Source organism: Antarctobacter albus (assembly GCF_900101505.1).
In the GTDB taxonomy this organism is placed as follows: domain Bacteria; phylum Pseudomonadota; class Alphaproteobacteria; order Rhodobacterales; family Rhodobacteraceae; genus Antarctobacter; species Antarctobacter albus.
Map to the genome: position 1 here is coordinate 125,896 of NZ_FMZI01000006.1, position 22,076 is coordinate 147,971.

The following is a 22,076-nucleotide window of genomic DNA, read 5'->3' on the forward strand; positions in this document are numbered from 1 at the left end:
GTACAGGATCCACGGGCACTCCTGCCTTCTCGTGCATACACCCGCCGGACCCGTTTTCAAAGCGGTCGGGCGCGCGGACCATGGCGCATTCTAAACGAAAACCGGCGGCCAGGGGGCCGCCGGTGTAGCTGTTTCGAGACAGGACAGCCTCAGTTCTTGGGGCCCAGCGCCGACAGGCCCTTGAGGATGTCGATGGCATAGGCCAGCTGGTAATCCTCTTCGCGCAGGCGGGCGGCGGCCTCGGCCTTGGCCCGGTCAAGTTCGATCTGCTCGATTTCCTCGGGCGTCAGCGAGTCGTTGTCGAGGCGACCGCGCAGGTCGGCCTCGGAACGGGTGAACGGGTTGGCCGCCGGCTCTTCTGCGGGTTCGGCGTTCGGATCGCGGCGCGGCTGGGCGACCACGATGTCGGGAGAGACACCCAGCGCCTGGATCGACCGGCCCGAGGGCGTGTAGTAGCGCGAGGTGGTCAGTCGCATTGCGCCGTTGCCCCGCAGCGGCATCACGGTCTGGACCGAGCCCTTGCCGAAACTCTTGGTGCCGACTACGATAGCGCGGCGGTGATCCTGCAGCGCACCGGCGACGATTTCGGAGGCCGAGGCCGAGCCGCCGTTGATCAGCACGACCAGCGGCTTGCCCTCGGCCAGGTCGCCGGGCTGGGCGTTGTAGCGGTCGCCATCAGCCGGGTCGCGGCCCCGGGTCGAGACGATCTCGCCCTTGTCGAGGAAGGCATCGGCCACCATGATCGCCTGGTTCAGCAACCCGCCGGGGTTGTTGCGCAGGTCGACGACAAAGCCGTTCACCTTGTCGATGCCACCCGCCTCTTCAACCTGCTTGGCGATGCCGTCGGCGAGGTTCGGGAAGGTCTGATCGTTGAAGGTGGTGATGCGCAGCACGACGGTCTCACCCTCGGTGCGCGAACGCACGGCCGTCAACTTGATGGTGTCGCGGATGATCGAGACGTCAAAGGGCTCGTCGACGCCTTCGCGGACCACGGTGATCACGATTTCCGACCCCACCGGCCCGCGCATCATGTCCACTGCCTCGTCCAGGGTCAGGCCCAGCACGCTTTCGCCATCGACATGGGTGATGAAATCGCCCGCCTCGATGCCGGCCTCCATCGCGGGGGTGCCATCGATGGGAGAGACCACCTTGACGAAGCCGTCTTCCTGCGTGACCTCGATCCCCAGGCCGCCGAATTCGCCGCGCGTCTGCACGCGCATGTCGGCGGCATCGTCGGGGGCAAGGTAGCTGGAATGCGGGTCGAGCGAGGTCAGCATGCCGTTGATGGCGGCCTCGATCAGTTCCTTTTCGTCGACTTCCTCGACGTATTGCGCGCGGATGCGTTCAAAGATGTCACCGAACAGGTCGAGCTGCTCATAAACGCTCTCCGGACGGCTGCCCTCTTGCGCCAGCAACGGCCCGACCAATTGGGTCGTCGCCACGATGGACGCCAGGGTGCCGCCGACGGCGGCCATCACGAATTTCCTCATACCTCAATCATCCCTTGTCGGTTGTGAACCACCGCAGTGGGTCCTCGGGCACGTCGCCCTCTCTGACCTCTATATAGAGCGTTTCCGAACGGTCTCCGCCAGCCCCCTCACCCGAAGGTGACATATTGTTGCCGGCAGGCCCACCCATCAGCCCGACAGGCGCCCCGGCGGCCAGGACCTGCCCCGCCTCGCCAAAGACCGTGTCCAGCCCGGCAAGCACGAACATCAGGTCCGCCTGAGGTTCCAGGATGACCACCAGGCCGTAGTCCAGCAGCGGGCCGGCATAGCGGATCGTCGCGGCAGACGGGGTTGTCACCAGTGCCCCGGGACGGGTGGCGATGACGACGCCGGGGCGCGCGACGCCCGCCGCGTCGCGGTCCCCGGCCCCGTGCAGAACCACCCCGCGCACGGGTAACGGCAGGCTGCCCTTGCGGTCGGTGATCGGCGGCAGCGGCGGGCCGGTCTCGTCCTCGGTGATCTTGGCCAGGCCCGAGGCGAAACCCTGCAATGTCTCGGTCGAGGTGATCAGCAGTTCGGCCCGGATCCGGTCCTCGGTAAAGCGGCGGGGCAGATCGGTGCGGTCGGCGATCGCCTGGCTGAGCGCGGTGCGCGCGGCCTGCACGCCGCTCAGACCCTCCTGCAGGGTGTTCGCGGCATTCTGCTGCAGGGCGCGCAGGGCCGTGACCTCTTCGAGATCGGCGCGCAGTTCTGCCGCCTGCGCGGCAAGACCGGGCGTCAATGCCGCTACCAACATCCCCGAACGCGCGGCATCCAAGGGACCGCCCGGATGCACCAGCGTGCGCGGCGCGGCGCGGTCGCCCACGGCCATGAGAGCGCCCAGCAGGCGCGCCACCTCGGCCTCCTGCGCGGACAGCTTGCGGCTGAGTTCTGTCTCCCGGATCGTCGCCGCGCGCAGCCCCTCGCGCATGGCGGTCAGCCCGTCCTCGTAGGCGCGCACCGTATCGGTCAGGGCCGCCACACGGTCCTGCGCCTCGTCGGCGGTGTCCAGCAGGACAGAGGCCGCCTCCAACGCCTCGGCGGCGGCGCGCGCCTTGTCCCCCGCGTCCTGCGCGGCCAGCGGCGCGGCAACCAGGCAGAGGATCAGGGCCAGCCGTCTCACGCGATCAGGCTTTCCCCGGTCATTTCCTCGGGCTGCGGCAGGTCCATCAGGTGCAGCAGGGTCGGCGCCACGTCAGCCAGCCGCCCATCGCGCAGCTTTTCCACGCCGGGCGCGCCATAGAGGATCACCGGCACCAGGTTCGTCGTATGCGCCGTATGCGGCCCGCCGGTTTCCGGATCGACCATCGTTTCGCAATTGCCGTGGTCGGCGATCACCAGCAGCGCGCCGCCGGTCTGTTCCAGCTTGTCGACCACCTGCCCCAGCCCGGCATCGACCGCCTCGCAGGCCTTCATCGCCGCCTGCAGATCACCGGTATGCCCGACCATGTCGGGGTTGGCGTAGTTCACCACGATCAGGTCATAGCCGTGGTCGATCGCGCCCAGGAATTTCTCCGTCACCTCGCCCGCGGACATCTCGGGCTGCAGGTCATAGGTCGCCACCTTGGGCGACTTGGGCATGAACCGATCCTCGTGCGGTTCCGGCACTTCCTTGCCGCCATTGAGGAAGAACGTCACATGCGGATATTTCTCGGTCTCGGCCAGGCGGAACTGGGTCTTGTCGTGCTTGGCCACCCATTCGCCCAGCGTGTTGACGATCTTCCGCTTGGGGTAAGCCGTCGTCATGTAGGCGTTGTGGCTGTCGGAATATTCCACCATCCCCAGCAGGCCGGACAGGTCCGGTTTCTCGCGGTCGAACCCGTCGAAATCCGGCGCACCGATGGCGGCGAGGATCTCGCGCGCGCGGTCGGCACGGAAATTGACGAAGAAGACACCGTCGCCTTCGGCAATCCCGCCATAGCCCTCGATGACAAAGGGCAGGATGAACTCGTCAGCCTTGTCCGCTGAATAGCTGGCCTTGATGCCGCTCACGGCGTCGGGATGCGCGGGGGCCTCGCCCTCGATCATCGCGCGATAGGCCTTTTCCACCCGGTCCCAGCGATTGTCCCTGTCCATCGCGTAGTAGCGGCCGGTGACGCTGACGATCTCCGCGCCCTCGGGCAGGGATTTTTCGAATCGTGCGACTTGATCCGCGGCGGACGTGGGCGCCACGTCGCGACCATCGGTGATGATATGGACCGCCACCCGCAGCCCCTGGCCGGTCAGGACCCTGGCCGCCGCCAGCATGTGATCGGTATGGGCGTGCACGCCGCCGTCCGAGGTCAACCCCATGACATGCGCCCGGCCACCCGCAGCCTTCAACTTGGCGGCAAACTCCAGAATGGCCGTGTTGTCAAAGAAACTGCCGTCTTCGATGGCCAGGTCGATCTGGCCCAGGTCCATCGCCACCACCCGGCCCGCGCCGATATTGGTATGCCCCACCTCGGAATTGCCCATCTGCCCGGTCGGCAGGCCCACGTCAGGGCCGTGGGTGATCAGCGTGGCATGGGGGCAGCTGGCCATCAGCCTGTCCATCGTCGGGGTATGGGCCAGCTTGGGGGCATTGTTCGCCTCCTCCTCGCGCAGGCCCCAGCCGTCCAGGATCGTGAGAATGACGGGTTTCATCGGCTAAGCCCTCCGAGGATCGTTCAGCAGCGGTTTAACAGGGGCGGAGAGGGATGTGGAGGGGGTATGCCAGCGCGAGAGGCACGCCGCGCCGGAACGGCGGGTGCCCCTAAACAAGGGGTTGCCCATATGCCGCCCGGACCGGCATCCTTTCTGAGCGGGTTGGCGCCGGGTTCGGTCCGAGATCCTGCCGACCTGCCGGAAAATCCGGACCGCGCGCAGCCCCGCATTCCCGTACCCCGAACTCGTGCTAAAAAGCGATGGAATGGACGGGAGGACCCGCCCGCAACGTGCAGCAACCGGGGGAACAGGATGAGTGCCCGCAAACCGATTCCCCTGTTTGTCGCCGGGTTAATAGCGCTTTTGTTTCTCCTGCTTGTCGCGCTGATCTACAGCGCCTCGTCGCGCGCCGCCCGGTTCGAACGTAATGGGGTCGAGACCACGGCAGTCTTCGTCTCCGGCCGCACGCAGCGGACACAAAGCCAGCCCGAAAAGCCGGTGCGCTATCGCCACTATGCCACGGTCCGCTATTTCGTGGACGGTGAGGTCATCACGGCCGAGGCTCAGGTGACCGGAGATTTCCTGCGCGCCCATGACCCCGGCGCGCAGGTGCCGGTGCGCTACCTGCGGGACGAGCCGGACACCGTGCTGGTGGACCCGCTGTTCGAAAGCCGGAGCCTGGCGCTGGCCTGGATGTTCCTGATCTTCTTCGCGGGGTGCCTGATCTGGCCGCTGATACGGCGCTGGCGCGCGCGGCGCGTGGCCGGCGGCGAGGTCCCGGGCAAGGTCCGGAACGGGCGAGCACCCGTCGCGCGCGACCGCCAGAGGGCACCACCGCTGCCGGTTTGGGTCAGGTGGGTCTCTGCGCTGCTTATGCTCTGCGCGCTGGGATCGTTCTTTACCCTCTCGATCTGGCTGCGCTACGCCGTCGAGGCCTGGGCCTTGCCGCACCTAGGCTGGGTGAGCCTGCCGCTGGGCATGGCGGCAATGCTGTTGCCGCCGGTGGGGTTCGGACTGGTGAATTTCGGGCTGATCTGGGGTGTGCAGAGGTGGCGGACGGCGCGGTAAACGCCGCCGTCCGCCGATGTTTCAACGGCTGATATTTCCGCAGGCGGCGCCGCGTCCCGGGGCAGGCCCGGGACGCGGCGGCACGAAACAGAGCGGGTCATTGTTCCCCCAGCTCGCGTCGAAACCGCACCTCACCCCTGAAGCGACTTCACCACCAATTCGCCCTCTTCCCGCGCCTTCATGGCCAGCGCGGCGGCGTGTGCCCCCGCGGCCGTCGTGAAGTAGGGGATCTTGTCATAGAGCGCGACCGAACGAATTTCGCGGCTGTCCTCGACCGCCGCGGACCCCTCGGTGGTGTTCATGACAAGGTGAACCTTGCCGTCCTTCATCAGGTCGACAATGTTAGGGCGGCCTTCGTAGACCTTTTTCACCAGCTCGCAGGCGATGTCATGCGCGGCCAGGAAGGACGCCGTGCCAGAGGTCGCGACGATGGTGAAGCCGAGGTCCACGAGGATGCGCGCGGTCTCGATCAGTTGATGTGTCTTGTCCTCGTCCTTGATCGAAAAGAAGACCGTGCCCTCTGTCGGCAGATGCGTTCCCGCCCCCAGCTGCGCCTTGAGGAAGGCCCGGGCAAAGCTGCGGTCCCAGCCCATGACTTCGCCAGTCGAACGCATTTCCGGGCCCAGGATCGTGTCCACGCCGGGGAAGCGGGCGAAGGGCAGCACCGCTTCCTTGACGCTGAACCAGGGCATGTTCGGATCGGCCAGCGTCATCGGATCAGCCATCGGCACGTCGGTGTCATAGTCGATGCTTGCCTCGTAACCGGCGCGCTTGGGGAAGGCCGTCAGCGGTTCACCGGCCATGACGCGGGCGGCGATGCTGGCGATTGCGCTGTCGGTCGCCTTGGCGACGAAGGGCACCGTGCGACTGGCGCGTGGGTTAACCTCGATCAGGTAGACCTCGTTTTCGCCCGCCGCGTTGGCCTTGATCGCGAACTGCACGTTCATCAGGCCAACCACGTTCAGCGCCTTGGCCAGCGCATGGGTTTGACGTTCGATCTCGGCCAGGATCTCGGCGTCCAGCGAGTAGGGCGGCAACGAACAGGCACTGTCGCCCGAGTGCACGCCGGCCTCTTCGATGTGCTGCATGATGCCGGCGACATGGACGTTTTCGCCATCACAGAGCGCATCGACGTCCAGCTCTGTCGCGCCGGACAGGTAGCTGTCCAGCAGGACGGGGCTGTCACCGGACACGACAACCGCCTCCTTGATGTAGCGGCGCAGGTGATCCATGTCGCGCACGATTTCCATCGCCCGACCACCCAGGACGTAAGAGGGGCGGATCACCAGCGGAAAGCCGATCTCTTCGGCGATGTCCAGCGCCTGCGCGTCGGTCGAGGCGATGCCGTTCCTGGGCTGTTTCAGGCCCAGCTGGTTGACCAGCGCCTGGAACCGCTCGCGGTCCTCGGCCAGGTCGATGGCGTCGGGCGTGGTGCCCAGGATCGGGATGCCCTCGGCCTCGAGCGAGTTGGCAAGCTTCAGCGGGGTCTGGCCGCCGAACTGAACGATGACGCCGTGCAGCGTGCCGTTTTCCTGCTCTTTCGTCAGGATTTCCATGACGTGTTCAAAGGTCAGCGGCTCGAAATAGAGGCGGTCCGAGGTATCGTAGTCGGTCGAGACAGTTTCCGGGTTGCAGTTGACCATGATGGTCTCATAGCCCGCGTCGGTCAGCGCGAAACAGGCATGGCAGCAGCAATAGTCGAACTCGATCCCCTGCCCGATCCGGTTGGGACCGCCGCCCAGAATGACCACTTTCTTGCGGTCGGAGGGGCGCGCCTCGCATTCCACCTCGCCCATGAGGGGCTCTTCGTAGGTGGAATACATGTAGGGGGTCTGCGCCTCGAACTCGGCGGCGCAGGTGTCGATGCGCTTGAAGACGGCGGTGACGCCCAGCGCCTGCCGCCGTGCGCGCACGTCCTTTTCGGCAAAACCGGTCAGCTTGGCCAGGCGGGCATCGGTAAAGCCCATCATCTTGAGCGCGCGCATCGCGTCGGCGTCCTGCGGCAGCCCCTCGGCGCGGACCTCCTGCTCGGCCTCGACGATCTCGCGGATCCGGGCCAGGAACCAAGGGTCGAACATGGTGGTGCCGTGGATCTCGTCGTCCGTCAGCCCGTGGCGCATGGCCTGGGCGATGGTGCGCATCCGGTCCGGGGTCTGTTCGCTGATCGCTTTAATGACGGCAGCCTTTTCCGGGGCGGTCGACCACGGATCGACACTGACGCCGGGGATTTCCACCTCGTCAAAGCCGGTGAGGCCGGATTCCATCGACGCCAGCGCCTTTTGCAGCGATTCGTGGATGGTGCGGCCGATGGACATGGCCTCGCCCACCGATTTCATCGCCGTGGTCAGGTAAGGTTCGGAACCGGGGAATTTCTCGAAGGCGAATTTCGGGATCTTGGTCACGACATAGTCGATGGTCGGCTCAAAGCTGGCGGGCGTGACCTTGGTGATGTCGTTGTCCAGCTCGTCCAGCGTGTAGCCGACCGCCAGCTTGGCCGCGATCTTGGCGATCGGGAAGCCGGTGGCCTTGGACGCCAGCGCGGACGACCGCGACACACGCGGGTTCATTTCGATCACGACCATGCGGCCGTTTTCGGGGTTCACCGCCCATTGCACGTTGGAGCCGCCGGTCTCGACGCCGATCTCGCGCAGCACGGCGATGCTGCCGTTGCGCATGATCTGGTATTCCTTGTCGGTCAGCGTCAGTGCGGGCGCCACGGTGATCGAGTCGCCGGTGTGTACGCCCATCGGATCGACGTTCTCGATGGAACAGACGATGATCGCGTTGTCCGCCTTGTCGCGGACAACCTCCATTTCATACTCTTTCCAGCCCAGCAGGGATTCATCGACAAGGATCTGGCCCACGGGCGAGGCATCCATACCGGTGCGGCAATAGTGGATATAGTCCTCGCGGTTGTAGGCCACGCCGCCGCCGGTACCGCCAAGGGTAAAGGCGGGGCGGATGATCGCCGGCAGGCCGATCTCTTCCAGTTCTTCCAACGCCAGGGCGACGCCGGCCTCCAGATCACGCTTGCCGTTGTCCTTCTTGGGCGCGGTGATGATCGTGGCCTTGGGGTTTTCCAGGCCGATGCGGTCCATCGCCTCGCGGAACAGCTTGCGGTCCTCGGCCATCTCGATGGCCTCGCGCTTGGCGCCGATCATCTCGACGCCGAATTTCTCCAGCACCCCCATCTCTTCCAGCGCCAGCGAGGTGTTCAGGCCCGTCTGCCCGCCCATCGTGGGCAAAAGCGCGTCGGGGCGTTCCTTCTCGATGATCTTGGCGACGACTTCCGGCGTGATCGGCTCGATGTAGGTGGCATCGGCCAGGCCGGGGTCGGTCATGATGGTGGCCGGGTTCGAGTTCACCAGGATCACCCGGTAGCCCTCTTCGCGCAGCGCCTTGCAGGCCTGGGCACCGGAATAGTCGAACTCGCAGGCTTGGCCGATGATGATGGGCCCCGCTCCGATGATCATGATGGACTGAATGTCGGTACGCTTGGGCATCGGGCAGCTCCGTCTGGGCCCCGGCATGGCGCGTTTCCGGGGGACTCTGTTGGCAAATTGTCGGCGTTATACGCAGCGCGGGTTCAAGCGCAAGCCTCGAACGGGGTGGTACGGCGACACAGGGCACCTATCTGACAGCAGGGTACAGGACAAGGATGCGGCGGGTATGGCCATTTTGCCGGAGGACGACAGGGCAGAGACGCGGCGCGCCTGGCTATGGGTAGAGTTCGCCTGTTTCTTTGCGGTGATTCCCGCGGTCATCGCGCTGGCCTTTCCCGCGGGCATGATGTTTCCGCTGCTTTTCGGGTTCACCGCGCTGGGGGTGGTCCTGCTGCACATCACGCCGGGGTTTCAATGGCGCTCGCTGCGGCGCGGCGCCGCGCGGATCGACTGGTGGCTGGTGGCGGGCTTTGCGGCGGTGACGGCCACCACGGGCTACGCGGTGCTGCAATTGACCGCGCCAGAGGCCGCCTTTGCGTTGATCCGTCTAAACCCGGTGCTGATGCTGATGATCGCGGCGCTCTATCCATTCCTGTCGGCCCTGCCGCAGGAACTGGTCTTTCGGCCCTTGTTCTTTCGCCGGTACGGCGGGCTCCTGCCCGGCGGGACATGGCCGCCGCTGGTGCTGAACGCCGCGCTCTTTTCCTTTGCCCACCTGATGTACTGGAGCTGGATCGTCGCCGGGATGACCTTTTTCGGCGGGCTCGCCTTTGCCTGGGCTTATGAACGGCGCGGAAGTTTCGCAGAGGCGGTGGTACTGCATTCCATCGCCGGGGTGATCCTGTTCGCGCTGGGGCTGGGCGTCTTCTTTTACTCGGGCAACGTGGTGCGGCCATTCTGAGACCGCACCACCACTATTCCGCCGCGCGCATCCAGTCCGCCCGCGCCGCCGGGTACAGGTAATCGCGGGTGATCGGCACCGCCGACATGGACTTGGCCAGTTGCCACTGCTGGACATGCAGGTTGCCCTGCCGGAAAGAGACTTCCATCGAGACCAGGTAGAACCGCCACATCCGCAGGAACTGTTCGTCGAACATCTCGACCACCCGATCCCGATTCTCTTCCAGCCGCTCGCGCCAGGCCCGCAGCGTCATGGCGTAATGGATGCGCAGCGCCTCGTCGTCGCACTGGTGCAGCCAGTTGTCCTCGATCGCGCGATAGACCTCGGAGGCGGAGGGGGCGTAGCTGCCGGGAAAGATGTACTTGTCGATCCAGGCGTTGTTGGGACGCGGCGGGCCGTTCTTGACGATGGAGTGGATCAGCGCGACACCGTCGTCGGCCATCAGGTCGCGCACCTTGCCGAAATACTCGCGGTAATGCGGGGCGCCGACATGTTCCAGCATGCCGACACTGACGATCCGATCGAATCGCTCTTCCAGCTTGCGATAGTCCAGAAGCAGGAAGCGCACCCGATCCTCCAGCCCCTCGACATGCGCCCGTGCCTGCGCCGTGGCCAGCTGGTTCTCCGACAGCGTCACGCCCGTCACCTGCGCGCCGTAGTCGCGTGCCAGCGTCAGCGCCATGCCGCCCCAGCCGCTGCCGATGTCCAGCACCCGCATCCCCGGCTTTATCATCAGCTTGTCAGCGATATGCGCCTTCTTGGCCGCCTGCGCCTCTTCCAGGGTCATGTCGGACTTTGACCAGTAGGCACAGGAATACTGCATGTCCGCATCCAGGAAGATCCGGTACAGATCGTCCGAAAGATCGTAGTGATGCGCGACGTTGCGCCGGGCCGTGAACGGCGTGTTGCGCTGCAGGAAACCTCGCATAGCGCTTTGCAATCTGCGCGGCAGTTCGTACCAGGGCGGCAGTTCGGCGATGTTGCCGCTGGGCACGAACAGCCCCAGAAGCCCCGGCAGGTCGTCGCCTTCGACCTGCAGCGTGCCCTCGGCATAGCATTCCCCCAACGCCAGGCCGGGGCGCATCAGTAACCGGCGCACGGTATCCGGTTCGGTCAGGATGATATGGGCCTCGGGGCCACCGCCCGGCCCGTAGGTTTCCGATTGCCCGCCGGGCATGGTCACGGTCAACTGGCCGTGCCGCAGCATCCGGCGCATCATGTTGCGGAACAGAGACTCCCACATGGCAAACCCCCTTGCGACGTTTTGGCGCGTCCTCCCGGCATTGATGATTAGCAGACTCAGGTGATTCTCACCAAATAAAGCCGTCTCCCTTGACTTCCCCCGCCCCTCGGGATGTATCGGCGCCTGACTTTTGCGCATATCAAAGGGGCCCGACATGCACGCCTATCGCAGCCATACCTGTGCCGATCTGACCAAGGACCAGGTGGGTGATACCGTCCGGCTGGCCGGCTGGGTGCACCGCATCCGCGACCACGGCGGCGTGCTGTTCATCGACCTGCGCGACCATTACGGCATGACGCAGGTGCTCTGCGATCCCGACAGCCCGGTGTTTGCCCAGGTCGAGAAGGTGCGCAGCGAATGGTGCATCCGCATCGACGGCACGGTGAAGGCCCGCGCCGAAAGCCTTGTGAACCCCAAGCTGCCCACCGGCGAAATCGAGGTCTATATCCGCGACATCGAGGTGCTGGGTGAGGCGCAGGAACTGCCGCTGATCGTCTTCGGCGACCAGGAATACCCCGAGGAAACGCGCCTGAAATACCGCTATCTCGACCTGCGTCGCGAAGCGATGCAGAAGTCGATGACGCTGCGGTCCGACGTGGTGTCCAGCATCCGCCGCCGCATGTGGGACAAGGGGTTCCGCGAGTACCAGACGCCGATCATCACCGCCTCCTCGCCCGAGGGCGCGCGCGACTTCCTGGTGCCGTCGCGCCTGCATCCGGGCAAGTTCTACGCCCTGCCGCAGGCCCCGCAGCAGTTCAAGCAGCTCATCATGGTCTCGGGCTTCGACAAGTATTTCCAGATCGCGCCCTGTTTCCGCGACGAGGACCCGCGCGCCGACCGCTCGCCCACCGATTTCTACCAGCTGGACATGGAGATGTCCTTTGTCGAACAGCAGGACGTGTTCGACACGGTGGCGCCGGTGATCGCGGGCGTCTTCGAGGAATTCGGCGGCGGCAAGTCCGTGGATGCACCCGAGACATGGCCGCAGATCCCCTATGCCGAGGCGGCGCTGAAATACGGCACCGACAAGCCCGACCTGCGCAACCCGATCGAGATGCAGGTGGTCTCCGAGCATTTCGCCGGTTCCGGCTTTGCCATCTTCGCCAAGCTGCTGGAACAGGAGGGCACCGAGATCCGCGCCATCCCGGCGCCGGGCGGCGGCTCGCGCAAGTTCTGTGACCGGATGAACGCCTGGGCGCAGAAAGAGGGTCTGCCGGGCATGGGCTACATCTTCTGGCGCGACCAGGGCGAGGGCATGGAGGCCGCCGGCCCGCTGGCCAAGAACATCGGCCCCGAGCGCACCGAGGCGATCCGCCAGCAGCTGGGCCTTGGCGTCGGCGACGCGGCCTTCTTCCTGGGTGGCAAGCCCGCCAGCTTCCAGCGGATCGCGGGCAAGGCGCGCGACGTGCTGGGCCAGGAACTGAAGCTGATCGACCCCAACCGCTTTGCCTTTGCCTGGATCGTGGATTTCCCGATCTACGAAAAGGACGAGGAAACCGGCGAGGTCGACTTCGAGCACAACCCGTTTTCCATGCCGCAGGGCGGGATGGAGGCGCTGCAGGGCGATCCGCTCAAGGTGCTGGGCTTCCAGTACGACCTGGCCTGCAACGGTTACGAGCTGGTGTCCGGTGCGATCCGGAACCACAAGCCCGAGGTCATGCTGAAGGCGTTCGAAATCGCGGGTTACGGCGAGGACGAGGTCAAGAACCGCTTTGGCGCGCTCTACAACGCCTTCCACTACGGCGCCCCGCCGCACGGCGGCTGTGCCGCGGGCATCGACCGGATGGTGATGCTGCTGGCCGAAACGGCGAACATTCGCGAGGTCATCATGTTCCCGATGAACCAGCGCGCCGAAGACCTGATGATGAACGCGCCCTCCGATCCATCGTCGGATCAGCTAATGGAACTGTCCCTGCGCGTCATTCCGCAGGACTGACGCCGCAAAAGGCGCCTTTTTGCCGAGGTGCCGGACACAACATCGTGCGGGGCGATGCAAGCACGCCCCGCTTGCGGTATAGGGGCCTTAACAGCGTTGAGGCCCCAAGATGTTCGACCCCGTTCTTGCCGATATCCGCTTTGGCTGTGGCCGGTCCCCCCGGATCTCCGCCCCCGCCTCCATGCAGACGCTGCTGGACGGGCTGACCGCCCCAGACGGAATGGCACAGAGCTTTCCGATCATGGCGTTCGACGCCTTTTCCAGGGACATGGTCGTCAACGCCTACACGCTGGGTCGCATCCGCCGCCTGACGCGCGGCACCGAGGCGGAGGGGCTGGCACTTGAACAAATCCAGCGACTCAAACGCAGTGCCCGCAAGTTGCAGTCGGAGTGGCTGGTGGCCCATGTCGCCCGCCGCGTGAACAGCCCGACGCCTTTGCGCGAACGGCTGGAAAGCTTTTGGGCCGACCATTTCACCGCGCGCGGCAAGGCCAACGTGATGATCCAGGCCGGGTCGCCCTACGTCGAATCTGCCATCCGCCCGCATCTCGCCGGCAGGTTCGAGGACATGTTGATCGCGGTGACGACGCATCCCCTGATGCTGCACTACCTCGACCAGCACGCCTCGGCCGGGCCGAACTCTCCGCAGGCACTGAAATACCCCGGGCAAAAGGGCCTGAACGAGAACCTGGCCCGCGAGGTGCTGGAGCTGCACACGCTGGGCGTGGACGGCCCCTATACGCAGACCGACGTGCGCGAACTGGCAGAACTGCTGACCGGGCTGGCCTTCACCCCCGAAGGCGGCACCGAGTTCCGCCGCCCGCTGGCCGAACCCGGGTCGGAGACCGTGCTGGGCAAAAGCTATGGCGGCGACCAACCCGCCCGGCTGGAGGATATTCACGACGCCCTGCGCGACCTTGCCAGGCATCCGGTGACAGCGCGCCATGTCGCGAGCAAGCTGGCCGTGCATTTCGTGGCGGATGCACCCGACGCGGACCTGGTCAGCGCGATGGAAACCGCCTGGCTGAACACGGACGGCGACCTGATGGCGGTCTACCGGGCCATGCTGGATCACCCGGCCGCCTGGGACCCGCGCCCGGCCAATGCCAAGCAGCCGCTGGATTTCATCGCCTCGGCCTGCCGCGCGCTGGACATCCCGCAGGAAATCCTGGGCAAGCGGGTCGGCATCGCGCTGGTCGAACCGATGCGCCTGATGGGGCAGGTCTGGCAGAAACCACCCGGCCCCGACGGGTTGCCCGAGGCGGATGACGCCTGGCTGACACCGCAGGGGTTGGCCGCCCGTCTGCAATGGGGCTTTACCATGCCGCAGGCCCTGCTGGGGGCCCTGCCGGACCCGCGCGATTTCGTTGAAACCGCGCTGGGGTCGCGCGCCACTGACGAGGTGCGCTTCGCCGCCGGCGCCGCCGAGACCCGAGCCGACGGGATCGGCGTGGTGTTGGCCTCCCCCGCCTTTCAGAGGATGTGAGCGATGGACAGACGCAATTTCCTGGCCCGCAGTGCCGCCCTTGGCTGTTCTCTGGCCGCCAGCCCGCTGGTCACGCCGGTCAGCTTCGCCGCGACGCCGGGCGATGCCCGGCTGGTGGTCATCATCCTGCGCGGCGGCATGGATGGCCTCGACGTGGTGGCGCCCTATGGCGATCCGGATTTTGCCGCCCTGGGCCGGCCGGGACCGGACATGGACGGGGGCGCCTTCGATCTCGACGGGCGGTTCGGGCTGCACGGGGCCCTGGCCCCGTTGCGCCCCCTCTGGCAGGCGGGTGACCTGGGTTTCGCCCATGCGGTCTCGATCCCCTACCGCGACAAGCGCAGCCACTTCGACGGCCAGGACCTGTTGGAGGCCGGCGTGGCCGCCTCGGACGCGCCTTTGCCCGATGATGGCTGGCTGAACCGTCTCGTCCAGAATCTGCCCGGGGCCAGCGCGGAAACCGCCTATGCCATCGGCAGCGAGCCGCTACGCATCCTGTCGGGGCCTGCGCCCGTGAACCGCTGGACGCCGGAGGCGGACCTGCGCCTGTCGCCTCAGGCCATTCTGCTGACCCAACGGGTTATGCAGTCCGATCCTGCGATGGCCGCAGCGCTGGAAAGCGCCTTTGCGCTGGCGGGAGGTGACGGTGACGGGCTGGCCTTTTCGGGCACCCCCGGCGACATGATGGCCGCCATGCGGGACGACATGATGGCGCCGCGCGACCGGCATCGACCGGGCCGTGTGCTTGCGGAATTTGCCGGTGCGCAATTGCGGGATGCGGCGCGGATCGCCTGTTATTCCCTGAACGGCTGGGACACGCATAAGTCGCAGGAGCGCCACTTGGCCCTGTCGCTGGAACAGCTGTCGGACTCGCTTCTGGCCCTGCAAGAGGCCCTGGGACCAGAGGCCTGGGGCAAGACGACGGTGGCTGCGGTGACCGAATTCGGGCGGACCGCGCGCTGGAACGGCACAGAAGGCACGGACCACGGCACCGGTGGGGCGATGGTACTGGCCGGTGGCGCCCTGCGCGGGGGCCGTGTCATCACCGACTGGCCCGGCCTGGGCGACGGAGCGCTTTATGAAGGGCGTGACCTGAGACCCACCCGCGACCTGCGGGCGCATCTGGCCTGGCTTTTGCACGGACAATTCGGCATCGCACGCAGCACGCTGGAAACCACGGTCTTTCCCGGACTCGACATGGGAAGCGACCCGGGCCTGCTGCTGTAGTGCGGGCGGTCAGATCGCCATGCGATCGGCCACGCGGTCCTGAACCAGGGCAGAAACACGGTCCAGACCGGGCTTGACCGGACGGCCAGCCGCACGCGCATCGGCCAGGTCCTCTGCTGCCTGCTGCAACACGCCGTCGCCCGCGCTGCGCGCGACCCCGGCAAGGAACTGCGTCAGGTAGGCCAAGGTCTGTGGGTTGCGCGCGTCGCCCAGCACGTCTGCCGCGTGGGCCATGTCATCGCGGTAGGACAGGGGATCGGGGACCACGGGATCGTCACAGACAAGACGCGGGCCGGTGGGACGCCGTTCGCTGGGCAGGACCGACAGGATGGCGTTCTGGAAGGCGACAACCGAAGAGATCGGCTTGCCCAGGAAACCGTCGGCACCGGCGGCCAGGGCCACTTCTTCGGCGAAGGTGTCGCCGCTGGTGCCCAACAGGACATCTACGCGCGGACAGGTCGTGCTGAGTTCGGCGATCAGGTCTGCACCCGACCCATCCGGCAGGCCCAGGTCGATGATCACCACGCTGGGTCGATAGACCTGCAGGTGCCGTCGCGCCGACTTCAGGCAGTCCGCACGGCGGATACGCGCCCCGGACCGCAGGCACAACAGGCGCATGGCATCACAAGAGTACCGGCTGTCCTCAACCACGAGGATGGTCAGCCCAAGCAGGGGCCGCGTCGCGGTAGGACGCAGGTGCGGGGAGAGTTGATCATAGTCGTCCATGTCGGGGCTCCTCATCGAGTCGCCTGCCAGATTGGCCCCGACAAGGTGAACAAGCGGTTAAGGGTCGCACCGGCTTGTCCGGCCTGTGTCGTCACGCCATAACCTCTGCCAACGCCAGACATGGAGAGACAAATGATCGGACGCCTGAATCACGTTGCCATCGCCGTGCCCGACCTAGAGGCCGCCGCCGCACAGTACCGCACCGCGCTGGGTGCCAAGGTCGGTGAGCCGCAGGACGAGCCCGACCACGGCGTGACCGTGATCTTCATCGAACTCCCGAACACCAAGATCGAGCTGCTGTATCCACTGGGAGAAAACTCTCCGATCCAGGGGTTTCTGGACAAGAACCCCTCGGGCGGCATCCACCACGTCTGCTACGAGGTCGAGGACATCCTTGCGGCGCGCGACCACCTGCAGGAAACCGGCGCCCGCGTGCTGGGCACCGGAGAGCCAAAGATCGGCGCACATGGCAAGCCCGTGCTCTTTCTGCACCCCAAGGACTTCAACGGCTGCCTCGTGGAACTGGAGCAGGTCTGATGGGGATCACCTCGGCTATCGTCCTCTTTGCCGTGATCTGGTTCATGACGTTCCTCTGCGTCATCCCGATCCGGCTGAAGACCCAGGGAGACCTGGGCGACGTTGTGCCCGGCACCCATGCCGGCAGCCCCGAGGTGCATAACCTCAAGCGAAAGGCCTGGATCACGACCGGCATCGCCTTCGTGCTCTGGGCCGTCATCGCCTCGATCATCGTCTTCGAAGTGATCACGGTGCGCGACATCGACGGTTGGATGTTCGACCGGATGGACGGCAGCTCGCACGTCAACTGATTGGGACCGCGCCCCTAGCGGGCGCGGTTCACCCGGTGGAACACATGGGTAAAGGCCGCCGCCCCCAGCACGGGAACCAGCAGGTTCACGATGGGAACGGTCAGCGGCACCGCCATCACCACGCCCGTCACCCAGATCGTCAGCATGTGCCGGCGCCGCAGCTTGCGTGCCTCGATCCGGCCGACACGGCGCATGGCGGCCAGGGTGAAATATTCCCGACCCAGCAGAAACCCGTTCAGCGCCCAGAAGATGAAGGGCGCGAAGGGGATGAAGATCAGGTAGACGATCAGCGCCAGCAGGTTCGCCAGGACCATTGTCCCGAAGAACCCCAGCGCATCCTTCAGGCCATCTGAAAAGCTGACCGGGGTTGCGGCGGGCAAACCGGGATAGTGGCGATCCTCAACCGCCTGCGCGACTTCTTCGAGGAACATCGAGATGATGGCCGAGGCCACCGGCGTCATCAAAAAGACCGACAACAGCAGCATGACCGGCACCGAGGCCCAGCTTGCCGCGTCGTCGAGCCATTGCACCGTGCCGATCCAGGGCAGCGTGACGGCATCTCCGACCATCCAGCCGACCACGTTGAACACCACCACGACGGCGGCGATCAGCGCCCCAAGCGTGATCCCGATCCCGCGCAACAGCACGCCGCGAAAGCGCGGATCCGGCATTTGCGCGATGGCGCGGCTAACGGCATCGAAGATCATTCCGACACCCAGCTGACGATCTGGTCAAGGTCGGGGCGCGGACGTTCCGGCGGCGCCGCGCCTTCGGTTCCGATGTGGATGAACCCGGCGATCTTTTCATCTGCGCCGAGCCCCAGTGCGCCCTCGACAAAGCCGCGATCATGGCTGGCCCAACCCGACAGCCAGTTCGCGCCCCAGCCAGAGGCCAGCGCCGCGTTCAGCAGCGCAAGACAGGCCGCGCCCGCCGAATAGGTCTGTTCCAGCGCCGGGATCTTGGGGCTGTCCTTCTGCACCTCGACGACGGCAACGCAGAGCGGGCTGCGCTCCCATGCGTCGCGTGCCTTGGCGATGTCCTCGTCACTTTTGCCCAGCCGGGTGCCGCACTCTGTCACGGCATCCGCCAGTCGCCGCATCGCGGGCGCCCGCAACACGATGAACCGCCAGGGCTCCAGCTTGCCGTGATCGGGGGTCCGCGCCGCTGCCGTCAACAGGGGCATCAGCGCGGCATCGTCGGGGCCGGGCGCCTTCAACGTCTTGGCCGGGCGCGACCGGCGGCTCAGCAGAAAGTCCATTGCAGCGGGGTTCGGGGTGGGCATGGCGTCTCCTGTCATCGTCCGCCGTTATGTCAGGCCGCAGGCGCCGGGTTTCAACCGGGAATATTGCGCATCACGGCGCAGCCTGTATGCCGGGGGCATGAAACAGCCAGATCTTTCCGACCTCGCGGTGCCGGGCGCCACGCTGGCCGTGCGTGTCACGCCCAGGGCATCGCGCAATGCCGTCGTCCGAGACGGGGACAGCCTACGCGTCACGGTCACGACGGTGCCGGAGGGCGGCAAGGCCAATGCGGCGGTGATCAAGCTACTGGCCAAGGCGCTGGGACTGCCGAAAAGCCGCCTGGAACTGGTGCGCGGCGAGACCACGCGGGACAAGCTGTTTCGAATAGCCGACTGAGCCGGGCTTCAATCCTTGCGCCGATAGACGCCTTCGGGCGTGTTCACCGCCGCCACCAGGTCCTGCATCTGTGAAATCGACAGGGTGATCCGCTGCATCCTGTCGGTGCGCGGGTCGTATTGCTCGACCGTGATGCAATCCTCGAAGCCCGAGATGACCACGTCCTCTTGCAGGGGCGGGCCGCCTTCGTCCACCAGGGTCACGACGGTGGCGTCAAAGTCATGTTCTACGCTGTACATGTCGTCAGCCTAGCCCGCGCGCCCCTTGCCGGAAACCGATTCGGCGCGACGCTGACGCCGCCGGTACAGGGCATATAGCGCCGGGGCCACGAGGTGATCGTAGATCAGGCCCAGAATGCGACTCAGCACCGGCAGGCGCACCAGCCAGGCCAGCCAGCGCAGGCGCGGCATCTCTGCCCAGAGCACGGCAAAGGCGGGCAACCCGCTGTAAAGCGTGCCGTCCTTGACCACATGAAACCTGCGGGCCGCCTGGTCGCGGGACAGTCCGTGATCTTGATGCGTGCCTTCGGAGAGCCCGGCAAAGCCGACATCGACGCCGTCACGTTCCGCCATGCGGCGATAGCCTGCCACCTCGCGCGAACAGATCGGGCAACTGTCGTTGTAGATCACGGTTGGCCTTTCGGTCATGCACCGAAACCTAGATCACCGGCGCAACACTGCCAATTGATCGCGACCGGCTGGAACAGAAGGTCGCGGCAGCTTAGGGTCGCGGTACACTCATCGTTTTCCGGACCCTCCATGACCCGACTGTTGCCGCTCATCGCCCTTGCGTTGCTGTCCGCCTGTGCCGCGCCCCTGCCGGCCCCCGCGCCCAGTGCCCTGGGCGGATCCGAGGCCCAGCAGCGCGCCAACCGCGCCGCGCGGCAATTCGTGCAGGTCGTGCAGACCGTCGAGCCGGTGGCGGAACGCGAATGCCGCGAGCGGACCCGGGGGCTGAACTGCGATTTCCAGATCGTGATCGACGACCGGGCCGAGCTGGCGCCCAATGCCTTCCAGACCGTCGACCGGTTCGGCCGACCGATCCTGGCCTTCAACATCGGCATGATCAACTCGGTCCGGAACGCGGACGAACTGGCCTTTGTCATGGGGCACGAGGCCGCGCATCACATACTCGACCATCTCGCCAAGACCAAGCAGAGCGCCACCATCGGCGCCGTGGTCTTTGCCGGGATTGCCGCCATCAGCGGGGCCGAGGCCGAGGCCGTGCGCAATGCCGAACAATTGGGTGCAGCGGTGGGCGCCCGCACCTATTCCAAGGAGTTCGAGCTGGAAGCGGACCAGCTGGGCACGATCATCACCTATCGCGCCGGCTTCGATCCCTTGCGCGGGGCCGAGTTTTTCGCGCGCATTCCCGATCCCGGCAACAGGTTCCTTGGCAGCCACCCGCCCAATGCCGCCCGCCTCAAGATCGTGGCCGAGACGGAAAAGGCGCTGCGCCAACAGTGACACCTCACCCTGCGTCAACCCTGCGTTGACCTGAGTCAAGGCGACCGCGCGCCCGCTCTGCCATGCTTTGCCTCGACGACAGAGGACAGAGGGGACGGATCAATGCAGAGCAGAGCGACACTGAAACGCCATGCGGCGCTGGTCGATGACATGGCGCAGGCCCGCGGGATAGACCTTGAAGAACAGATCATGCGCGGAAAGCTGACGGTCTCTGAACTGGAGGACGCGGTGTTGCGCTGCACGGCCTGCACGTCGCCAGAGACCTGCGCACGCTGGCTGGGCAATCGCGAAGACACCGAGACGCCCGCGTTCTGCCGCAACTCCGGCCTGTTCCGTTCCCTGGAAGCGGGCTGAGAGATGGACGGAACGCGCCCTGCCCCGACCCGCCCCACCGTCTTGGGGGATGAAACCGAGCACTACTGGCTGGTCCAGCGCATGGCCAAGGCCACCGGCGTCGATCTGGTCGGCGCGATGGACGCCGGGCTGCTCACGCAGGAGGACTGGGCGGGACTCGTCACGCGCTGCCGGGGCTGCACCTGGTCCGAGGGTTGCGGTCAATGGCTGAACAAGCCCGTGGACGACACGCGCAGCTTTCCCGGCACCTGTCTGAACCGCAAACGCCTTGCCGCGCTGCAAGACGCGATGGAAGGCACCACGTCCTAGGAGAAGAAAGATGGGACTGACGCTTGGTGACCCCGCCCGGCATTTTTTCATGACACGCAGCGTTGCGCGGGTCATGGGCCTGAGCCTCAGCGATGCGTTGAACGATGGCAGCCTGGCACCGGGCGCCTATGCCTCGATGGTCACCGCCTGTCGGGGATGCGCCTTGGTCGATGCCTGCGAGCAATGGTTGTCTCGCCAGACCTCGCTGACCGGGACACCGCCCCCGGGGTGCTACAACGGCCCCATACTGGCCGAGCTTCAGCGACGCCAGTGACGGTCACCTGCGGGAAAGAGACACCCGGGCCAGAATGACAACAGGGGGCGTTTCCGCCCCCATTTTTTCTGTCATTGCGACCGCAGGTTCTGGGCCGATTCCTTGATCGCCTCGTATTGGCCCGAAGGCCGGAACCGCCAGAGATAGTCCGGCAGCACCGCCTGAACGGACATCGGCGAGATCCCCAGGTCGGAGAACCCCCGAGCGCCTTCGGCGGTGACGTTGTCCTGGCGCAGGCTGCGGACCTGGTCGGCGGTGATCTGCGCGGGAATCAGGCCCAGCGAGAGGCTTTGCACGAGATCCGAAACCGCCCCGATGACACTTGCGGCAAAAAAGGGAATGTTTGCCACGAAGCGACGGCGGCGGATCACGTCCAACATCACCTGCATCAGCTCGCGGAAGGTCATCACGTCCGGACCGCCCAGTTCATAGATGCCCGGCTCTGCCTGTCCCAGAACGCCCTTGACGGCGGCCTGCGCCACGTCGTCCACATAGACCGGCTGGAATTTCGTTGCGCCGCCGACGATCGGCAGCACAGGACCCATGCGGGTCATCGAGGCGAAGCGGTTGAAAAAGGCGTCCTCGGGGCCGAAAATCACCGACGGGCGCAGGATCACGGCCTGCGGCATGTGCTCAAGGACGGCTTCCTCACCTTTGCCCTTGCTCTTGGCGTAAAGGCTCTTGCCCTTGGGATCGGCACCGATGGCAGAAACATGCACCATCCGCGAAACGCCTTCCTCGGCGGCGATGCGTGAGATACGCTCCGCGCCTTCGTGCTGAACGGCGTCAAAGTTGTTCTTGCCGCCCTTGTCGAAGGTGCCGACGCAATTCACCACCGCATCGGCCCCCTGCATCACGCTGCGGACGCTGTCGTCATCGCGGATGTTGCAGAACACCGGTTCGACCTGGCCGACGACGCCATAGGGCCGGACAAAGATCGCCTCGTTCGGGCGGCGGCAGGCGACACGGACGCGCCAGCCCTCCCTGGCCATGCGACGGGCGATATAGCGTCCGACGAATCCCGAGCCGCCATAGATGGTGACGAGTTTGGACATTGGGGCGCGCCC

23 protein-coding genes are annotated in these 22,076 nt (G+C 65.9%); 12 read left to right on the plus strand and 11 right to left on the minus strand.

Annotated elements, in window-relative coordinates:
* Nucleotides 1-149 precede the first annotated feature (149 nt).
* From BLQ71_RS12140 to gpmI, 3 genes are read right to left on the minus strand one after another with little or no spacing between them, the layout of a single operon-like run.
* Nucleotides 150-1,490 carry a S41 family peptidase gene (locus BLQ71_RS12140; protein ID WP_074621908.1) on the minus strand — a complete coding sequence of 447 codons (1,341 nt, stop codon included), beginning with the start codon at nt 1,488-1,490 and terminating at the stop codon, nt 150-152.
* A 7-nt stretch (nt 1,491-1,497) separates the two neighbouring features.
* Complete coding sequence (locus tag BLQ71_RS12145; RefSeq protein WP_074621909.1) at nt 1,498-2,610, minus strand: murein hydrolase activator EnvC family protein; 1,113 nt, start codon at nt 2,608-2,610, stop codon at nt 1,498-1,500.
* Nucleotides 2,607-4,112, minus strand: coding sequence for a 2,3-bisphosphoglycerate-independent phosphoglycerate mutase (gpmI, locus tag BLQ71_RS12150; RefSeq protein WP_074621910.1), 1,506 nt, complete (start codon nt 4,110-4,112; stop codon nt 2,607-2,609). Before gpmI ends, BLQ71_RS12145 begins: the two co-directional genes overlap by 4 nt.
* Nucleotides 4,113-4,424: 312 nt before the next feature.
* Here gpmI and BLQ71_RS26425 point away from each other — a divergent pair, with 312 nt between their 5' ends.
* Nucleotides 4,425-5,180, plus strand: a complete 756-nt coding sequence (locus BLQ71_RS26425) for a DUF3592 domain-containing protein (RefSeq protein ID WP_074621911.1) — start codon at nt 4,425-4,427, stop codon at nt 5,178-5,180.
* Nucleotides 5,181-5,311: 131 nt separating this feature from the next.
* On the opposite strand, the gene carB is transcribed toward BLQ71_RS26425, so the two are convergent.
* Nucleotides 5,312-8,683 carry a carbamoyl-phosphate synthase large subunit gene (gene carB, locus BLQ71_RS12160; RefSeq protein WP_074621912.1) on the minus strand — a complete coding sequence of 1,124 codons (3,372 nt, stop codon included), beginning with the start codon at nt 8,681-8,683 and terminating at the stop codon, nt 5,312-5,314.
* A gap of 166 nt (nt 8,684-8,849) precedes the next feature.
* Here carB and BLQ71_RS12165 point away from each other — a divergent pair, with 166 nt between their 5' ends.
* Entirely contained in the window at nt 8,850-9,524 is a 675-nt protein-coding gene (locus BLQ71_RS12165) for a CPBP family intramembrane glutamic endopeptidase (RefSeq protein ID WP_074621913.1), read from the plus strand.
* Between the two features lie 13 nt (nt 9,525-9,537).
* On the opposite strand, the gene BLQ71_RS12170 is transcribed toward BLQ71_RS12165, so the two are convergent.
* Nucleotides 9,538-10,767 (minus strand): SAM-dependent methyltransferase, encoded by a 1,230-nt coding sequence (locus BLQ71_RS12170; protein ID WP_074621914.1) that lies wholly within the window; start codon nt 10,765-10,767, stop codon nt 9,538-9,540.
* A gap of 154 nt (nt 10,768-10,921) precedes the next feature.
* Here BLQ71_RS12170 and aspS point away from each other — a divergent pair, with 154 nt between their 5' ends.
* The 3 genes from aspS (at nt 10,922) to BLQ71_RS26010 (ending at nt 15,416) form a co-directional block, all read left to right on the plus strand.
* Nucleotides 10,922-12,703, plus strand: a complete 1,782-nt coding sequence (gene aspS / locus BLQ71_RS12175; RefSeq protein ID WP_074621915.1) for an aspartate--tRNA ligase — start codon at nt 10,922-10,924, stop codon at nt 12,701-12,703.
* 109 nt (nt 12,704-12,812) lie between these two features.
* Nucleotides 12,813-14,189: a DUF1800 domain-containing protein gene (locus BLQ71_RS26005; protein ID WP_074621916.1), complete on the plus strand. Its 1,377-nt coding sequence runs from the start codon at nt 12,813-12,815 to the stop codon at nt 14,187-14,189.
* Between the two features lie 3 nt (nt 14,190-14,192).
* Complete coding sequence (locus BLQ71_RS26010) at nt 14,193-15,416, plus strand: DUF1501 domain-containing protein (protein WP_074621917.1); 1,224 nt, start codon at nt 14,193-14,195, stop codon at nt 15,414-15,416.
* Between the two features lie 9 nt (nt 15,417-15,425).
* On the opposite strand, the gene BLQ71_RS12190 is transcribed toward BLQ71_RS26010, so the two are convergent.
* Entirely contained in the window at nt 15,426-16,142 is a 717-nt protein-coding gene (locus tag BLQ71_RS12190; protein ID WP_043140593.1) for a response regulator transcription factor, read from the minus strand.
* A gap of 132 nt (nt 16,143-16,274) precedes the next feature.
* On the opposite strand from BLQ71_RS12190, the gene mce reads away from it, so the two are divergent.
* Nucleotides 16,275-16,679: a methylmalonyl-CoA epimerase gene (mce, locus tag BLQ71_RS12195; RefSeq protein WP_074621918.1), complete on the plus strand. Its 405-nt coding sequence runs from the start codon at nt 16,275-16,277 to the stop codon at nt 16,677-16,679.
* Entirely contained in the window at nt 16,679-16,969 is a 291-nt protein-coding gene (locus BLQ71_RS12200; protein WP_069210554.1) for a DUF1467 family protein, read from the plus strand. Before mce ends, BLQ71_RS12200 begins: the two co-directional genes overlap by 1 nt.
* A 14-nt stretch (nt 16,970-16,983) precedes the next feature.
* On the opposite strand, the gene BLQ71_RS12205 is transcribed toward BLQ71_RS12200, so the two are convergent.
* Nucleotides 16,984-17,676 (minus strand): EI24 domain-containing protein, encoded by a 693-nt coding sequence (locus BLQ71_RS12205; protein ID WP_043140586.1) that lies wholly within the window; start codon nt 17,674-17,676, stop codon nt 16,984-16,986.
* Nucleotides 17,673-18,251 (minus strand): nitroreductase family protein, encoded by a 579-nt coding sequence (locus tag BLQ71_RS12210; RefSeq protein WP_074621919.1) that lies wholly within the window; start codon nt 18,249-18,251, stop codon nt 17,673-17,675. Before BLQ71_RS12210 ends, BLQ71_RS12205 begins: the two co-directional genes overlap by 4 nt.
* Before the next feature lie 97 nt (nt 18,252-18,348).
* Here BLQ71_RS12210 and BLQ71_RS12215 point away from each other — a divergent pair, with 97 nt between their 5' ends.
* A complete protein-coding gene (locus tag BLQ71_RS12215; protein ID WP_074622026.1) occupies nt 18,349-18,606 on the plus strand; it encodes a DUF167 domain-containing protein in 258 nt (85 codons plus the stop codon).
* An 8-nt stretch (nt 18,607-18,614) separates the two neighbouring features.
* Here BLQ71_RS12215 and BLQ71_RS12220 read toward each other — a convergent pair whose 3' ends face one another.
* A complete protein-coding gene (locus BLQ71_RS12220; protein ID WP_043140582.1) occupies nt 18,615-18,845 on the minus strand; it encodes a DUF8831 family protein in 231 nt (76 codons plus the stop codon).
* A 9-nt stretch (nt 18,846-18,854) separates the two neighbouring features.
* Nucleotides 18,855-19,253 (minus strand): thiol-disulfide oxidoreductase DCC family protein, encoded by a 399-nt coding sequence (locus tag BLQ71_RS12225; protein WP_074621920.1) that lies wholly within the window; start codon nt 19,251-19,253, stop codon nt 18,855-18,857.
* Nucleotides 19,254-19,364: 111 nt separating this feature from the next.
* Between BLQ71_RS12225 and BLQ71_RS12230 the strand changes: the two genes are divergently transcribed.
* The 4 genes from BLQ71_RS12230 to BLQ71_RS12245 all read left to right on the plus strand — a co-directional run bounded on the left by BLQ71_RS12230 (nt 19,365) and on the right by BLQ71_RS12245 (nt 21,009).
* A complete protein-coding gene (locus tag BLQ71_RS12230; RefSeq protein ID WP_069210550.1) occupies nt 19,365-20,072 on the plus strand; it encodes a M48 family metallopeptidase in 708 nt (235 codons plus the stop codon).
* Between the two features lie 102 nt (nt 20,073-20,174).
* The gene (locus BLQ71_RS12235; RefSeq protein WP_074621921.1) at nt 20,175-20,426 is read left to right on the plus strand and encodes a DUF6455 family protein; all 252 of its coding nucleotides are present in this window, start codon (nt 20,175-20,177) and stop codon (nt 20,424-20,426) included.
* A 3-nt stretch (nt 20,427-20,429) separates the two neighbouring features.
* Nucleotides 20,430-20,735 (plus strand): DUF6455 family protein, encoded by a 306-nt coding sequence (locus tag BLQ71_RS12240; protein WP_074621922.1) that lies wholly within the window; start codon nt 20,430-20,432, stop codon nt 20,733-20,735.
* Between the two features lie 10 nt (nt 20,736-20,745).
* The gene (locus BLQ71_RS12245; protein ID WP_074621923.1) at nt 20,746-21,009 is read left to right on the plus strand and encodes a DUF6455 family protein; all 264 of its coding nucleotides are present in this window, start codon (nt 20,746-20,748) and stop codon (nt 21,007-21,009) included.
* A gap of 71 nt (nt 21,010-21,080) precedes the next feature.
* Here BLQ71_RS12245 and BLQ71_RS12250 read toward each other — a convergent pair whose 3' ends face one another.
* On the minus strand, nt 21,081-22,064 hold the full coding sequence (locus BLQ71_RS12250; RefSeq protein ID WP_074621924.1) for a complex I NDUFA9 subunit family protein: 984 nt from the start codon (nt 22,062-22,064) through the stop codon (nt 21,081-21,083).
* Nucleotides 22,065-22,076 lie beyond the last annotated feature (12 nt).